We start from the raw sequence: 15,695 nt of genomic DNA on the forward strand, positions 1-15,695 counted from the left end.
CCGGCACTGTCTTGCAAAGCGATGTCATCCGCGTTGGCGAGGCGATAGGCACATCGCATCGCTATCACGTGAACGGACACCATCTGCGCCGCCAGCATGGCCTCGGCGCAGTCCCCGGGCTTGATGCTTCTGATCATGGAAATCATGAAGGAGAGGTTGACCGCGTCGGGCTTCTGCCCGTTCACGCTGGCCCCACTAATTGTCGCAGGATGCCATTCATCGCATCGCGATCAGCGACCCCCAATGCGTCGGCCATGAGCTGATCGCCTGCTTCCGAATCCGGATGGTCGATGTGGTATCCGTGCGACGAGAGTTTTACCTGCACGGCCGCGGCAGCCTTGGCTTTGCCCGACGTGTCAAAATATTTTGCGGGATCGGTCAGAGCTCCCATGGCCAGCGACATGTTACTTTGCATGGGGTTGTTTTCTTATTTTAGGGCATGCCGGAGCTCGCGTGCACCGCCCGCCTTCGCCCTTTGGGCTTCGGTGAGGCAGCCTTGCTTGGCTATTGAGCTCCAGTCCGTCTACAGCTCCTAGGTCCATTCGCCGAGGCGCTCGCTCTATACACCGGCGGGGATTTGGGCTTGGCGCGCCGACGGTTCGCTTGCCTTCTCGGCCGCAACAAGCACTGGCGATCCCGGCCACCAGTGCTCCGCGAAGCGATGCTGACGGCGCTGCGGGAAGAAAACCCTGTCGCGTCACGCCACCGCAGCGTTGTCGCCAAGCGCGGCAAGCTCGTGGGGCGGATCACTTCCCCTTCCACTGCGGCGTCCGCTTCTGCAAAAACGCGTCCATGCCTTCGCGAAAATCCTCGCTCATATAGGCGCGCAGGATCAGATCTTCGCCTTCGTCGCGCGACAAGGTGCGGCGGATGCGGCGCACCGCTTCTTTCGTCACTTCCAGCGTGATCGGGGCGTGGCTTTTGAGCAGCTTTGCAGTCTCGCTGGCGCGGCGGGTCAGCGTCTCGACATCAGGCACCACTTCGTTGAGCAGGCCGAGCGCCAGTGCTTCGTCGGCTTCGACCAGCCTGGCCTTGAAAATCAAATCCTTGGTCCGCGCCGGGCCGATCAGGGACACCAGCCTGGAGATATTGGACATCGACAGGCAATTGCCGAGTGTGCGCGCGATCGGAAAACCGATCCGCGCAGCCGCGGTGCCGATCCGGATGTCGCAGCAGGCGGCAATGCCGGCGCCGCCGCCGGTGCAGGCGCCGGCAATGGCCGCAATCGTCGGGACCCGAACCTTTTCCAGGGTCCCCAGCACGCGATCGATGCGCGCCTCGTAATCGAGCGCGTCCTGCGCGGTCTTGAAGGCGCGGAATTGCGAGATGTCGGTGCCCGAGGCGAACGCCTTGTCGCCCGTGCCGGTCAGGATCATGGCCTTGATCGATCTGTCGGCATTGACCTCCTCGCAGATCGCGGCCATCCGCTCGTACATCGCAAAGGTCAGCGCATTGCGCGCCTGCGGACGGTTGAAGGTCAGCCGGGCGATGCCGTCATCGACCTCATAGAGCAGATCGTCTGTCGCTGGTACCGGGGCGTTCATGGCACGCTCTTTCTGTTTGCTTCAAAATGACATCGGCGCGCGACGCTGCGCGCGCTCGCTTGCTCGTCATTGCGAGGAGCGAAGCGACGAAGCAATCCCTGCACCCGCGCAACTGCGGAGGATTGCTTCGTGGAGCCTGTCAGCGGGCGGCGCTTTGCGCCGACCCGTTGGCTCGCAATGACGGTGTTCCATTCGTAATGAAGGTTACTGCTCTGGCAATCGCGGTTCAACCAGCTTCAGGCCACGGCCGCCTTGGATTTCGGCATCGACACCACATCCCGGCCTTTCAGCACGTCCATGGCGGCCAGCACGCCGCCGCTGCGATGCGGAACCTTGGCGAGATCGAGGCCCATTTCGACGCCGGCCAGCGTTCCCATCAGCATCAGGTCATTGAAATGTCCGAGATGGCCGATCCGGAATGCCCGGCCCTTGAGCTTGCCAAGGCCAGTGCCGAGCGACATGTCGAAATTTTCGAGGATCACCTTGCGGAAGGCGTCGGCGTCATGTCCATCGGGAATCATGACCGCGGTCAGCGCCGGCGAATAGCCGTGCGGATCGAGGCAGACGAGGTCGAGACCCCAGGCCTTGACTGCCGCGCGGGTCGCCGCGCCATGGCGCATATGGCGCGCGAACACGTGATCGAGCCCCTCCTCCTCCAGCATCGCAATGGCTTCCTTCAGCGCCAGCAGCAGGTTCGTCGCCGGCGTGTAAGGAAAGGTGCCGAGCTTGTTGATCGCGATCATGTCGTGCCAGTCCCAGTAGGACCGCAGCGAGGTGTTGGCTTTGGAGGCGGCGAGCGCTTTTTCCGAAACCGCGTTAAAGCTCAGGCCCGGCGGCAGCATCATGCCCTTCTGCGACCCGGCCACGGAAATATCGATGCCCCAGGCATCGTGCTCATATTCCAGCGCGGCGAGGCCGGAGATGCTGTCGACCATCAAGAGCGCGGGGTGGTTGGTGCGATTGAGCGCTTTGCGAACTTCGAGCGGATGGGTGACGCAGCTGGTCGAGGTTTCGTTGTGCACCACACACACGGCCTTGATGGCATGCGCACGGTCGGCGGCAAGCTTAGCCTCGATCTCCTCCACATCAGCGCCGCGGCGCCAGTCGGTGGGCATGACGTCGACGTCGAGTTTGAATTTTTCCGCAATGCCGCGCCACAGCACCGCGAACTGGCCGGTCTCGGCCATCAGCACCTTGTCGCCCGGCGACAACGTATTGACGATCGCCGCTTCCCAGGCGCCGGTGCCCGACGCGGGGTAGATGATGACAGGCTGTTTGGTGCGGAAAACGCGCTGCATCCCGGCCAGCACGACGTGACCAAGCTCGGCGAATTCAGGACCGCGATGATCGAGCGTCGGCATGTCCATCGCCCGCAGCACCCGGTCGGGCACGTTGGTCGGTCCTGGAATCTGGAGAAAATGCCTGCCAGTGTGCAAGGTCATGTGGCGCGTCCTTCCCGGAATTTTCGGTTTTGCTGGGCTCGAATAGCACGATACGGCGGGCTTGTCCCCTGCCCGGCCGGCGCCGTCAATCCCTTAGGAAATCCCGCCTTTGTCACCTTTAGCCGGCGGGGACCGGACGCCCGGCCGGCGGCATCACGTCGCCCTCCTCGAACGGCGTCTCCGGATGCATCAGAAAGGCCGAAAAACCGCCCAGCAGCAGTAATCCCATCGACATCAAAAACGGCAGATACCAGTTGCCCGTGACGTCGATCACGTAGCCTGCGACCAGCGGCGAAACGATCGCCGCCAGCGCCGAGCCGGTATTCATCAGTCCGGCGGCTGTGCCGGAATATTTCGGCGCGATGTCCATCGGCACTGACCACATCGGGCCGATAGTGATCTCGGAGAAGAAAAATCCGCTCGACAGGCACAGCGCGACCACCGTGATGTCGTGCGTGAACAGGATCGGCAGCAGCGAGGCCAGCGCGCCGGCAAAGCCCGTGACGGTCACGCTCAGCCGCGCGAAGCGGACATTGCCAGTCTTCTTCAGAATGCGATCGGACAGGATGCCGCCCAAACTGTCGCCGACCACACCGGCAAAGAAAACGCCGGAAGCGAACAGCGCCGAGTTCTTGATGTCCAGGCTGTAGTTGTTCTTGAAGAAAAGCGGCAGCCAGTTCAGGTAGAGCCACAGGGTCCAGCCATAGCAGAAATAGGTCACTGTCACCGGCCACATCCGGCGCAACAAGGCGGTCCATGGCACGAGGGGCCGCGCGTGCAGCGGGCGCGGCGGCAGCGACGCCAGTTCGGCCTCGGTGATTCCAGGATGATCCTTGGGCTCGTTGCGGAAATACAGCGCCCAGACCACGCCCCAGGCGAGGCTGACAAGTCCGAGCGCAACGAACGAGCCGCGCCAGGTCAGCCAGAACATCAGCGCGGCAATCAGGGGCGGCGTGATCGCATTGCCGAGCCGCGCAAAGGCGTGGGTGAGCCCTTGCGCGAAGCCGCGTTGCCCCGCGGGGGTCCAGTACTGCATGGCGCGGGTGGCGGTCGGAAAGGTTGCGCCCTCGCCAAAACCCAGCGCGACACGGGCAATGAACAGGGTCAGCAGGCTGTCGACAAAGCCGGTCATGATGGTCGAGGCCGCCCAGATCATGCCGCACCAGAACAGGGTTTTGCGCGGCCCGAAGCGATCGCCGACCCAGCCGCCGATCACCTGGAACAACAGATAGGGATAGGCAAAGGCCGAGAAGACGAAGCCGAGCTGGGTGTTGCTTAAGCCCAGCTCTTTCTGAATTTCGCTGGCCGCAGTCGAGATGTTGACCCGGTCGATATAGGTGATGAAGTACATGATGCACAGCATCGCCAGCACGACATGGGTGGCCTTGAAGCGAAGCCGCATTTCTCATCCTCCCGATTCCTTTGCGGTGCACTAGGTCTTGACCACCTTGAGATGCGGCGGGGAATTCGACTCCGTTCGTGCTCCCAGCGAGGCCATGGCCGCATCGACGCCGCCGGCCCGGTGCGGCACGCCGGCGGCGACAAGCCCCATCTCGACGCCGGACAGCGCGCCCATCAGCGTCAGTTCGTTGCACTCGCCGAGATGGCCGATGCGAAACACCTTGCCGGCCAGTTTGGACAGGCCGGAGCCGAGCGACATGTTGTAATTCTCGAGCACGGTCTTGCGGAATTGGTCGGCGTCGTGCCCCGGCGGCATCAGCACGGCGGTCAGGACAGGTGAATATTCCGAAGGCTCAAGACACAGCACTTCGAGGCCCCAATGCGTGACCGCGGCGCGGGTGGCCGCGGCAAGGCGCTGGTGACGCGCGAACACGTTGTCGAGCCCCTCCTCGAGCAGCATCGCGATCGCCTCGCGCAGGCCGTACAGCAGGTTGGTCGCCGGCGTATAGGGGAAGAAGCCGGCCGCATTGGGCTTTTGCATCTCTTCCCAGTCCCAATAGGATCGCGGCATCCTGTTGGTCTTGGCCGCGGCCCGGGCCTTCTCGGAGATGGCGTTGAAGCCGAGCCCCGGCGGCAGCATGAATCCCTTTTGCGAACAGCTGACGGTGACGTCGACCCTCCACTCCTCGTGCCGGTAATCGACCGAGCCCAGCGATGAGATGGTATCGACCAAAAGCAGCGCGGGATGGCCGACCTTGTCGATCGCGGCACGGATGCCGCCGATCCGGCTGGTGACGCCGGTCGAGGTCTCGTTGTGCACCACCATGACCGCCTTGATGGCGTGCGCCACATCCTGCGCGAGCTTCGCCTCGATGCCGGCGGGGTCGGCGCCGTGCCGCCAATCGCCCGGCATAAAATCGACCTCGATGCCCCAGCGCGCCGCCATCTGTCGCCACAGCGTGGCGAAATGGCCGGTCTCGACCATCAGGACCTTGTCGCCCGGCGACAGCGTGTTGACGATCGCCGCTTCCCAGGCGCCGGTCCCCGACGAGGGAAAAATGATGACCGGACCTGATGTCTTGAAGATTTTCTGGCAACCGGCGAATACCGTCTTGGCGAGCTCGGCAAATTGCGCGCTGCGGTGGTCGATGACCGGCATGTCCATGGCGCGGAGCACGCGATCCGGCACCGGGCTCGGGCCGGGAATCTGCAGGAAATGGCGCCCCTGGTTGTTCATGGATACCTCCCGATCTGGCTGGCCGCAGTATATTGCATTCAGTCCTTCCCCCGTTCAAGCATCGCGCAACAAGCGGACCGCCGCCGTCGAATGTCTGCGGACGGACGGACGGCCCGGCCGTGGCCGAGCCGACCTGACTCCCCTCGGCTCCATCGGTCAATTCGAATTTTGCGTTCAAAATTAAAAACGGCTCCAAACGAATTGCATTTCCCAACCGCTCCAATTACGAGCACGGATGCGGAGGGGACGGCCAGCGGGAGTGGGATGTCCAACCAGGGCTCAATGACGCTTGAAGACCGCCTGGCGCGCGAAACCGAAGGCGAGGTCCTGTTCGATTCCTTCAGCCGCGGCCGCTATGCCACCGACGCCTCGTTCTACCAGATCATGCCGGCCGGTGTCGTGGTGCCGCGCAGCATCGACGACGCGCTGCGGACGCTATCGATCTGCCGCGAGGCGGGGTGCATCGTCACGCCGCGCGGCGGCGGCACATCGCAATGCGGCCAGACCGTCAATGACGGTATCGTCATCGATTTCTCCAAACATCTGAACCGCGTCATCTCGCTCGACGTCGAAAACCGCACCTGCGTGGTCGAGCCGGGGATCGTGCTCGACGATCTCAACCGCAAGCTGCGGGCTCACGGCCTGTGGTTTCCGGTCGATGTTTCCACCGCCTCTCGCGCCACCATCGGCGGCATGGCCGGCAATAATTCCTGCGGCGGCCGCTCGCTGCGCTACGGCACCATGCGCGACAACACGTTGTCGATGGACGCCGCGCTCGCCGACGGCACGCTGCTGCATTTCGGCGAGTTGTCGGGCGCTTCCGCGCATGAGAATGCCGAGGTGCGCGCCCGCCAGCTGTTTTCCGACCTGCTCGCGCTCGGCGCCCGCGAGGCGGCCGAAATCGCCGAAAAATTTCCCAGGGTACAGCGCCGCGTCGGCGGCTACAATCTCGATGCGCTGGTGCCGCGCAACGCGCCCAACAACATGGCGCATCTACTGGTCGGTTCCGAAGGCACGCTCGCCTTCACCACCCAGGTCGAACTGAAACTATGGCCGGTGATCCGCAACAAGGTTTTGGGCGTCTGCCATTTCGGCAGTTTCTACCAGGCGATGGACGCCGCCCAGCATCTGGTTAAACTGCGCCCGATCGCGGTGGAACTGGTCGATCGCACCATGCTTTTGCTCGGCCGCGAGATCGCGATGTTTGCGCCCATCATCGGGGTGGCCGTTCGCGGCGATCCCGACGCGGTCTTGATCGTCGAGTTCGCCGAGGAAGATCAGGCTGAAAACATCCGGCGGCTGAAGCAGCTTTCCGAGTTGATGGCCGATCTCGGATTCGGCTGGGACCAGCCGCAACGCAAATGGGGCGGCGTGGTCGAGATAACAGAGCCCGCCCTGCAGACCGGCATGGCCGAGTTTCGCGCCGCCGGCCTCAATGTCATGATGTCGATGAAGGGAGAAGGCAAGCCGGTCTCCTTCGTCGAGGACTGCGCGGTGCCGCTGCCGCATCTGGCCGACTACACCGCGCGGCTCAATGCCATCTTTGCCCGGCACGGCACCAGCGGCACCATGTATGCCCACGCCTCGGAGGGCTGTCTGCATGTGCGGCCGGTCCTGAACCTGAAGCTCGAAAAGGACGTCAAGGCGATGCGCACGATCGCCGAGGAAACTTTTGCGATGGTCCGGGAATACAAGGGATCGCATTCCGGCGAGCACGGCGACGGCATCGTGCGCTCGGAATTTCACGCCGTCATGTTCGGGGAGCGCATCGCAGCCGATTTCAGGGAGATCAAACACCGCTTCGATCCGGATAATGTGCTCAATCCCGGCAAGATCGTCGACGCCCCCAGGATGGACGATCGGGCGCACTTTCGCTTTCCGCCGGATTACCGCGTCGGCGAATTGAAGACCGTGCTCGACTGGTCCGCTTATCCCGGCGCCGGCGGCGGCTTCCAGGGCGCGATCGAGATGTGCAACAACAATGGCGCCTGCCGCAAACTCGAAGGCGGCGTGATGTGTCCGTCCTATCGCCTCACCCGTGACGAGAAGGATGTCACGCGCGGCCGCGCCAACACGCTGCGGCTGGCGATCTCCGGCCAACTCGGGCCGGACGCGCTGACGTCGGATGAAATGACGGAGACACTGAAACTGTGCGTGTCCTGCAAGGCCTGCCGCCACGAATGTCCCACCGGCGTCGACATGGCGAAGATGAAGATCGAGGTTTTGGCTGCGCGCGCGGCAAAGCATGGCCTCTCGTTGCGCGACAGGCTGGTGGGTTTCCTGCCGCGCTATGCTCATCTCGCCGCGCGTTTTGCGCCGATCGCCAACTGGCGCAACAACAGTCCGCTGCTGCGACGGCTGTTCGAACAATTCGCGGGCATCAGCGCGCAGCGCGCGTTGCCGGCCTGGCGGCGCGATGTGTTCAGCTCCGAGAGCTATTCGACGGGCCCGGCCGATGGCCGCGAAATCGTGCTGTTCGCCGACACCTTCAATCGCGCCTTCGAGCCCGAAAACCTCACCGCCGCGCTGCATGTGCTGGTCGCCGCCGGCTACCGGGTTCACCTGCCGAAACCCGCAGGTGGCAGCCGGCCGCTCTGTTGCGGGCGGACTTTTCTTTCCGCGGGCCTTGTCGGTCACGCCCGCACCGAGCTCGACCGGCTGGTTGCGACCTACGCGCCGTTCGCCGCGCGCGGCGTGCCCATCATCGGCCTGGAGCCGAGCTGTCTGTTGACATTGCGCGATGAGCTGCTCGCGCTGCGATCCGACGCCAGCGCCAAGAGCGTCAGCGCGCAGGCGCTGCTGTTCGAGGAGTTTCTCGCGCGCGAGGCCAAGGCCGGCCGCCTGCAACTGCTGCTTGGTTCCGTGGCCCGCAAAGTGCTCGTGCACGGCCACTGCCACCAAAAATCCTTCGACGCATTCAAACCGGTCGAACAGGTGCTGCGGCTCGTTCCCGATTTGCTGATCGAGACCATCGAGTCCAGCTGTTGCGGCATGGCTGGCGCCTTCGGCTATGGCGCCGAGACCTATCAGGCCTCGATCGAGATGGCCGAACTGTCGCTGCTGCCCGCGGTGCGGCGCGCCGAGTCCTCGACGCTGATCGTCGCCGACGGCACCTCGTGCCGGCACCAGATTGCCGATGGCACGGACCGTGCAGCACTCCACGTCGCACGCGTGCTGGCGATGAGCCTGCGCGCGCCATCCGATCAAACTTCCTCCACTGCCACAAAGGAACCGAGCCATGGCTGAACTGACCCTCGATGTTGCCCGCAAGATTCTCGATGCCGCCCTGGCCAAGGGCGTCGAGAAGAAACTGAAGCCGCTCGTGGTCACGGTTTTGGACGCGCGCGGCTGCGTCAAAGCCTGCATGGCGCAAGACGGCACCAGCCTGCTGCGCAGCGAGATTGCCCATGGCAAGGCCTACGGCGCGCTGGCAATGGGCATGGGATCGCGGGCGCTGTTTCAGAGGGCGCAGGAGCAGGCCTATTTTATCAGTGCGGTCAACACGCTGGCGCAAGGCCGGCTGGTGCCGGTGCCCGGCGGCGTGCTGATCCTCGGGGACGGCGTCCTGCTCGGCGCCGTCGGCGTCAGCGGCGACACCTCCGACAATGACGAAAGCTGCGCCATCGCCGGCATCGAGGCCGCGGGGTTGAAGGCGAATGCGGGTTAAGACCTTGCATCCAATTTAGTTGACCTATGCCTTGGCATAACTCACAACTTACCGTCTTACTTCCCCGGCCAGGACGGCTTGCGCTTTTCGGCGAAGGCCTTGAGGCCTTCCTTGGCGTCCTCGGTCATGGCCAGCAGGGCGATCTGGCTTTCGGTGTAGGCGATGCTTTCGTCGAACGACATCGCGGCGATGGCGCGCATGGCATATTTGCCGCGCCGGATCGCGGTCGGCGACTTGTCGACGATGCGGCCGATCAGCCAGTCGATCTTGGCGTCGAGTTCCGTTGCCGGCACCACATAGTTCAGCAGGCCCGCGGCCTGTGCTTTCAGTGCATCGAACGGTTCGCCGGTCAGCGCCCACTCGTTGACCAGGCGCCGGGGCGCTATCCCTTGCAACAGGCTCATCACCTGCATCGGGAACACGCCGACCTTGACCTCGGGCAGTCCGAACATCACGTGGTCGGCAGCGACCGCCATGTCGGTCATGCACAATAGCCCGATGCCGCCGGCCATGCAGACGCCGCCGACCCGGGCGATCGCCGGCTTGGTGGAGTTCTGCGCCAGCCGCAGCAGATCGGCATAATCGACATTCGGCCTGGAAAAATCAAAAGCAAAGGCCGCGCCGCTGTTCTGCAGATCGGCGCCGGCGCAAAAGGCCTTGTCGCCCGCCCCGGTCAGCACGATCACCCGCACCTCCGGATCATCATGCGCGTCGCGATAACCTCTGGCGATGCCGGCGATGACATCGCCGTTGAGCGCGTTTCGCTTCTCGGGCCGGTTGATGGTGATCCAGAAAGCCTGCCCGCGCTTTTCAAGCACCACGCTGGTATTGTCTGTCATGCCTTCCTGACCCAGACCTTGTTGTCATGGAAGGCGGCGCCCCCGACCGGCGCGACGGCCTCGGCGCCGGTCAGCGTGTTGATGCCGCGGCCGCCGATATGAGCCTTGTTCGGGTGGACCGATTCCGCGACCAGTACGCCGCGGCGCACGCCGTCGAAAAGTTTTGCCGTCAGCGTCGTCTCACCCCTCACATTGCCGAGGGTGACGGCATCGCCATCGGCAATGTCGAACGCGGCCGCATCCTCGGGGTGGATCATGACAGTGGGTACGCCTTCGCGCGCCTGCGACGACGGCGTTTCATTGAAACTGCTGTTGAGGAAGCTGCGCGACGGACTGGTGGCGAGCCGGAAGGGATGGACTTCATCCGCCTCCTCGATCGCGGCCCAGTGATCGGGCAGCGACGGCATCTGGTCCCACGCGCCCATCATGCCGGCGTTGCCGAGCGGCACATGCGCCCAATCCGCCCTGAAGTGGAATTTGCCGTCGGCATGGGCGAATCCATCGAGATAATGCGAGGTGCGGAAATCCGGCTGCAGGTCGCGCCACAGATCGGATTCCAGCGCCTCGATGCCGCCATGACCGCTGCTCTTGAGCGTGACGTCGATCAGCTCGCGCGGCGACATCTCGAACCCGGGATGGGTGGCATTGAGCCGGCGGGCCAGCCCCCGCAGCACCTCGTGGTTGCTGCGGCATTCGCCGGGTGGTTCGATCAGCTTGGCGCCGACCGAAATGTGCTGGTGGCCGCCGCCATAATAGAGGTCGTCATGCTCCAGGAACATCGTCGCCGGCAGCACGAGGTCGGCCATGACAGCGGTCTCGGTCATGAACTGCTCGTGCACCACCGTGAACAGGTCGTCGCGGGCAAAGCCCTGCCGCACCAGCGCCTGCTCCGGCGCCACCGCCATCGGGTTGGTGTTCTGGATCAGCATCGCCTTGACCGGCGGCCCGCCCTGCAGCGCCGCCGCGTCGCCGGTCAGGATGCGCCCGATCTTCGACTGGTCGAGCAGCCGCGTGGCATGGTCGATCGCATCACGGCCCTCGATCACGGATTCATTGAACTTCCAGATCGCGGCATTGTTGAAGAACGCGCCGCCGCCCTGATATTGCCAGGCGCCGGTGACCGCGGGAATGCAGAGCGCCGCATGCATCTGCGCCGCGCCGTTGCGGCTTCTGGTAAAACCATAGCCGAGCCGGAAGAACGAGCGTTTTGTCTGGCCGACCGCGCGGGCGAAAGCCTCGATCTCCGCGACCGGCACGCCCGAAATCGACGACGCCCATTCCGGTGTACGGGTCTTGAGATGCGCTTCGAGCTCGGCGGGACAATCGGTGTAGCGCGCGAGATAATCGCGATCGGCAAAACCCTCGCGGAACAGCACATGCATGACGCCACATGCAAAAGCGCCGTCGGTGCCGGGGCGCAGGATGATCTTGATGTCGGCCTGCTTGACGGTGTCATTGTGGTAGATATCGATCGCCGCGATTTTCGCGCCGCGTTCTTTGCGCGCGCGCATCGCATGGGTCATCACATTGACCTGGGTATTGACCGGATTGGTGCCCCAGATCACCACCAGATCGGAGACGCCCATCTCGCGCGGATCGACTCCGGCGATCTTGCCGGTACCGGCGGCAAACCCGACCCGGGCGATGGTCGAACAGATGGTCGAGTAGAAGCGGGAATATTTCTTGACGTGCGCCAGACGGTTGATGCCGTCGCGCATCACCAGCCCCATGGTACCGGCATAGTAATAGGGCCACACTGATTGAGCGCCGAATTCGCGCTCGGCCTGATCGAATCGACCGGCGATCTCATCCAGCGCGTCGTCCCAGGAGATGCGTCCAAACCTGCCCGAGCCTTTCGGGCCGATCCGGCACTGCGGATAGGTCAGCCGCTCCGGATGATGGATGCGCTCGGCATAGCGGGCGACCTTTGCGCAGACCACGCCCGCGGTATAGCTCTGTAATTTGGAACCGCGCACCCGCCCGATGGTGGAACCGTCGATCACTTCGACATCGAGCGCGCAAGCCGACGGACAATCGTGCGGACAGGTGGAATGCCGGATGGCGATTTTGGTCTGCTGGTTCATGGTTCGAAAGGTACACATCAAAACCGGTGCGCGCGAGCGCATTTATCCGGCATTAGCGCGCAAAACTGCGCCCGCGCCATGCAACAGGGGCAAAGTGGTGGCGAGTACTGCGACAACCGCCGGAAAGCAGGGCTATCCAGCCGGTTGGGAAAGTTGTGTCTCCGAAAGACCACACCTTTTCCCTGTTAAGCCCTGTTAATACAGGGCTGGAAACAGGGCATCCAGGTTACTCTGTTGATTCGCAGGGTGGGCAAAAGGCGCTTTTCGCACCGTGCCCACCACCACTCGCTTGAGATGATTCTCAAGTTGGTGGGCACGCCATCGGTTAGCGCGCTCGCGCGGCCTGATGGCTTTTGGCCCACCCTACATAATTTCCGATGCACTTTTCAAACAGCCGAGCAAAGAATGATCTGAAATCGTCATTGCGAGCGTTAGCGAAGCAATCCAGCTTTGGCGCCGCGGAGAGAAAACTGGATCGCTTCGTCGCAAGGGCTCCTCGCAACGACGGACGACGGACGTTCCGAACATGAGTTCGCGTCCCGCGGCGCGATGCGCCCGGGCTGTTGCCAGAACTCCCGCCCAAACAGAGGGCGTGGGGAATGCCGGATGCCCAGTGGCACCCGCAGCCTCGTGTGCGAAAGGTAGAAGATGCACACGAGTATTCACAGCGAGGCACCGGAAACACCCGGCATTCCCGCACGCAATGGTTTACGGTTTATAGCGTGCTCTCCCCGGCGAGCTAAGCTCTGTTGCCACCGTCGCCTTCGGATTAAAGGCTTTGTCCGACCCGGTTGAGCCGAACGAGCCTCCAAAGACTTGACACCAGCCTCAGGTGTCAGGACCACACGTCTTCCCCGTCCGCGAGCCAAGCGCCGTCGTCTAGCCTACAAGGAATTCGCTCACGGAGATCAATCCGCCCTGCGACCCCTGCACGCCTAACGCTGCCGCGTCCACCGCATCTCATCCCGCGTCCGTGACGATCGCGATACGCCCCTCATTTGGAACGAGACGGGATGGTTATGAACTGATTCGCACAAAAAGGCAACAGGAATATTTTTTGTTCTGGACTGATAGCGCCGAAGCACCAGATCCAGCCCGTCGGGCCAACAGTTTTTATGATACGCGACGCCGCGCCACCCACCGCCTTAGTCGCCGGCTTGACCGGGCGACCCGGCGCCGGTAGCCCGCAGAAAGCTTAAGCGACATGCGGGACCGGCGGGACCGGAGAAAGTCCCGGATGTCGCTTCGCTCATCCGGGCTACGTTTGCTGCCCAGTCGATTCCGACGAACCATTGCCCATCGTCGATCATTGTTGAGGCCTCCCTCGTTCAAAGCGGGCCACCGCGATCCTGATCGATCCCTGTACTGGCGCTCTCGGCGACGAAGCACGGACCGGAGGCCTCACGCGCGCTACTCGCTGCCTGCCAAAAATATTCTGGTGCTGGTCAAAGGAATTGACATGTCGGGCAAATCACTGGCATATTGTCATGGTCGCAAGAATAAAAGCTCGCGCCGGGAAACTGGCAGCGGGCTTTTTGTTTTGCCTTGACTTGTATTCCTGTTTTTCCCGCCCGGCCTGGTGATTGTTTATTTCATCGGCTGGGCTGTCAGAAGACCCACCCGATTGGCACAAGCACTAGACGCGCATGCTCATTTGGGCAATCCGGATACTCTGCGATCGCGCGGCGCCTTTCATCGATCGCGCACCGAGCGCGTCAGCAGCGCAGTTGCGTCCCGCGAAACGGGGAAATAGTGTCGGCCGAACTGTTTCGTCAGTTCGAGGGCGCGATGGCGCGGCACGATCTGAAAGATCGAACCCAGAGAATACGCCATGCAATGGCGCCGTACACGCCGAGCCCGAATACAGGCATCGCAGATCGTCATGACGTTTGCCCTGGCGGCCATCTCGTTGGCCCCCGTGATCAAAAGCGCTACCGCACTGCCGTTGTCCGACCCGGCGCGGCCCTCAAATCCCGTAACTTGGATGGCGGCCGAGCGATGGTCACCGGCGCAAGAACAAAGCGAGATTGGATTTCATCTGGCCATGCCCGAGGGCGTATCGATCCGTGAGCAATACCTGTATCAGGAAATTCTGGCCACGCTGTTGAACAAAGGTGCCGGTCAGCCTCCGAGTGTCAGCCCATGTGCACGGAAGGTGCTGCCTGAGGAGCTTTTCGGGGATTTTTCTCTGACGATAAGTCACCCCAGCCTGGCCATGCGCCTCGATTGCCTCCGCGGCGTGGTCGGCTATATTTTGCGGCAGCCTGTCACGGAGCTCGATTTCCTCGCGGCCCGCGAAGATCAAGCCAAATGGACTGAGATTTGGACCGGAGCGAGCCGGGGAGGCTCGTCGTTGGACCAGTGGGCAGCTGAGACCTGGGCGTTCCGGCTTATTTACCAGAAGTACTCGCCGCTATATCAAATCCACTCGATCGGGCCGAACGATTTTTCCGATCTTGCATTTGATGAGTTCGATCGATGGCTGCGCCGCAGTCGTGAAAAGAAGCTGATCACCTTCATGGGACGTTCTTCTCTTCTTGAATCGCTCGATCTGGCGGTGCCCGACCCGATGGTCCTGCAGCCGGTGACATCTCTGAAGTCGCCGCGAGTGCCCGCCGGCGTATTGTATTTCGACGGTGAGCGCTTTGGGCTTTCCGCGCTGATCATGCTGAGCGTCGATGCCGAGGATCCGGATCCAATCGACCCGAAAATACATCGTCGCCTTTCCTGCAATCGGAGTGAGCCATCGCCCCTCGGCGACAGTGGCCCGGGTAGTGCGATCGCTGGCGTATACTGTGATACGGCTTATTGGCATGGAGACGTCTGGCTTGGCTTGGCCGCCAGGAAGTCGGATGGCTCCAGCTATCAGGAGTTCTGCCGGCAGGTACAAGAGCTGACGAAGGATGCAGACGTTGCCGCCGTAGTGCACGGCAGCCCCGAAGGATCGAAGGGACTATACGTCCTGCTACCGCCGGCGTGCAAAACGCCAGAGTAATTTCCGTCGCTCGCATCACCGACTTTCCAGCGCTCGATATCATCGAAGACAGGAGACCATTATGGCCAGTGAGTCCTTTGACGTCACTGACGCAAACGGCGTCAGGGTAACAGGAACGATCGAAGTGTATCGCGATCGCAATGGCGAATACTACAATCCCAACAGTCCGTTTTATCACAATCCTCGATTTGTGCAGGCCAATTTTGAATATCTCAACACCAGGGAGGCCTGCACGATCGATCCAGATGTACTCAGTGAAGCCATGCAGGCGGCGCTTGCGAATGCCCTGGAGAAGTTTGGGATTCCTCGTCCGGACTCTGGAAAGGTCGGCCGGGACGTTAACGCTTCGATCGCGGCTACCCGACTGCAATGCGCGCGTAACGCGGACAAATACGTCTCGAACGAAACGTTTCCGCGACAAATTGGGACACCGGCAAATCCGTGGGCAACCTGACCGCGAAAGCCTACGCGGCTGTGCCGGCCCCG

11 protein-coding genes and 1 pseudogene are annotated in these 15,695 nt (G+C 62.7%); 4 read left to right on the plus strand and 8 right to left on the minus strand.

The features are described from left to right. The 6 genes and pseudogenes from ABSG20_RS13265 to ABSG20_RS13290 all read right to left on the minus strand — a co-directional run. Positions 1-185 (minus strand): annotated as a pseudogene (locus ABSG20_RS13265) (hypothetical protein); the annotation flags it as partial. Further along, positions 182-403, minus strand: coding sequence for a hypothetical protein (locus tag ABSG20_RS13270; protein WP_423864959.1), 222 nt, complete (start codon positions 401-403; stop codon positions 182-184). The gene ABSG20_RS13270 and the pseudogene ABSG20_RS13265, both read right to left, overlap by 4 nt. A 343-nt stretch (positions 404-746) precedes the next feature. Continuing rightward, the gene (locus ABSG20_RS13275; RefSeq protein ID WP_423864960.1) at positions 747-1,544 is read right to left on the minus strand and encodes an enoyl-CoA hydratase/isomerase family protein; all 798 of its coding nucleotides are present in this window, start codon (positions 1,542-1,544) and stop codon (positions 747-749) included. A 236-nt stretch (positions 1,545-1,780) separates the two neighbouring features. Beyond that, a complete protein-coding gene (locus tag ABSG20_RS13280) occupies positions 1,781-2,986 on the minus strand; it encodes a pyridoxal-phosphate-dependent aminotransferase family protein (RefSeq protein ID WP_423864961.1) in 1,206 nt (401 codons plus the stop codon). 118 nt (positions 2,987-3,104) lie between these two features. Next, positions 3,105-4,388, minus strand: a complete 1,284-nt coding sequence (locus ABSG20_RS13285; protein WP_423864962.1) for an MFS transporter — start codon at positions 4,386-4,388, stop codon at positions 3,105-3,107. Between the two features lie 30 nt (positions 4,389-4,418). Continuing rightward, the gene (locus ABSG20_RS13290; protein ID WP_423864963.1) at positions 4,419-5,624 is read right to left on the minus strand and encodes a pyridoxal-phosphate-dependent aminotransferase family protein; all 1,206 of its coding nucleotides are present in this window, start codon (positions 5,622-5,624) and stop codon (positions 4,419-4,421) included. Positions 5,625-5,906: 282 nt separating this feature from the next. Here ABSG20_RS13290 and ABSG20_RS13295 point away from each other — a divergent pair, with 282 nt between their 5' ends. Then, positions 5,907-8,870 carry an FAD-binding and (Fe-S)-binding domain-containing protein gene (locus tag ABSG20_RS13295; RefSeq protein WP_423864964.1) on the plus strand — a complete coding sequence of 988 codons (2,964 nt, stop codon included), beginning with the start codon at positions 5,907-5,909 and terminating at the stop codon, positions 8,868-8,870. Continuing rightward, positions 8,863-9,291 carry a GlcG/HbpS family heme-binding protein gene (locus ABSG20_RS13300; RefSeq protein ID WP_423864965.1) on the plus strand — a complete coding sequence of 143 codons (429 nt, stop codon included), beginning with the start codon at positions 8,863-8,865 and terminating at the stop codon, positions 9,289-9,291. The genes ABSG20_RS13295 and ABSG20_RS13300 overlap by 8 nt, the downstream gene beginning before the upstream one ends. Positions 9,292-9,347: 56 nt before the next feature. On the opposite strand, the gene ABSG20_RS13305 is transcribed toward ABSG20_RS13300, so the two are convergent. Next, positions 9,348-10,130, minus strand: a complete 783-nt coding sequence (locus tag ABSG20_RS13305) for an enoyl-CoA hydratase/isomerase family protein (RefSeq protein ID WP_423864966.1) — start codon at positions 10,128-10,130, stop codon at positions 9,348-9,350. After that, entirely contained in the window at positions 10,127-12,214 is a 2,088-nt protein-coding gene (locus ABSG20_RS13310; RefSeq protein ID WP_423864967.1) for a molybdopterin oxidoreductase family protein, read from the minus strand. The genes ABSG20_RS13305 and ABSG20_RS13310 overlap by 4 nt, the downstream gene beginning before the upstream one ends. A gap of 1,882 nt (positions 12,215-14,096) precedes the next feature. Here ABSG20_RS13310 and ABSG20_RS13315 point away from each other — a divergent pair. Both ABSG20_RS13315 and ABSG20_RS13320 read left to right on the plus strand, forming a co-directional pair. Beyond that, complete coding sequence (locus tag ABSG20_RS13315; RefSeq protein ID WP_423864968.1) at positions 14,097-15,209, plus strand: hypothetical protein; 1,113 nt, start codon at positions 14,097-14,099, stop codon at positions 15,207-15,209. A gap of 61 nt (positions 15,210-15,270) precedes the next feature. After that, on the plus strand, positions 15,271-15,663 hold the full coding sequence (locus ABSG20_RS13320) for a hypothetical protein (RefSeq protein WP_423864969.1): 393 nt from the start codon (positions 15,271-15,273) through the stop codon (positions 15,661-15,663). Positions 15,664-15,695: the final 32 nt, after the last annotated feature.

The organism is Bradyrhizobium sp. (genome assembly GCF_049512235.1).
Classification (GTDB): Bacteria; Pseudomonadota; Alphaproteobacteria; order Rhizobiales; family Xanthobacteraceae; genus Bradyrhizobium.

What these genes read in the sequence shown, in the direction of transcription:
- ABSG20_RS13270 (WP_423864959.1), bottom strand. Translation starts at nt 403, where the DNA reads ATGTCGCTGGCCATGGGAGCTCTGACCGATCCCGCAAAATATTTTGAC.
- ABSG20_RS13275 (WP_423864960.1), bottom strand. Translation starts at nt 1,544, where the DNA reads ATGAACGCCCCGGTACCAGCGACAGACGATCTGCTCTATGAGGTCGAT.
- ABSG20_RS13280 (WP_423864961.1), bottom strand. Translation starts at nt 2,986, where the DNA reads ATGACCTTGCACACTGGCAGGCATTTTCTCCAGATTCCAGGACCGACC.
- ABSG20_RS13285 (WP_423864962.1), bottom strand. Translation starts at nt 4,388, where the DNA reads ATGCGGCTTCGCTTCAAGGCCACCCATGTCGTGCTGGCGATGCTGTGC.
- ABSG20_RS13290 (WP_423864963.1), bottom strand. Translation starts at nt 5,624, where the DNA reads ATGAACAACCAGGGGCGCCATTTCCTGCAGATTCCCGGCCCGAGCCCG.
- ABSG20_RS13295 (WP_423864964.1), top strand. Translation starts at nt 5,907, where the DNA reads ATGACGCTTGAAGACCGCCTGGCGCGCGAAACCGAAGGCGAGGTCCTG.
- ABSG20_RS13300 (WP_423864965.1), top strand. Translation starts at nt 8,863, where the DNA reads ATGGCTGAACTGACCCTCGATGTTGCCCGCAAGATTCTCGATGCCGCC.
- ABSG20_RS13305 (WP_423864966.1), bottom strand. Translation starts at nt 10,130, where the DNA reads ATGACAGACAATACCAGCGTGGTGCTTGAAAAGCGCGGGCAGGCTTTC.
- ABSG20_RS13310 (WP_423864967.1), bottom strand. Translation starts at nt 12,214, where the DNA reads ATGAACCAGCAGACCAAAATCGCCATCCGGCATTCCACCTGTCCGCAC.
- ABSG20_RS13315 (WP_423864968.1), top strand. Translation starts at nt 14,097, where the DNA reads ATGACGTTTGCCCTGGCGGCCATCTCGTTGGCCCCCGTGATCAAAAGC.
- ABSG20_RS13320 (WP_423864969.1), top strand. Translation starts at nt 15,271, where the DNA reads ATGGCCAGTGAGTCCTTTGACGTCACTGACGCAAACGGCGTCAGGGTA.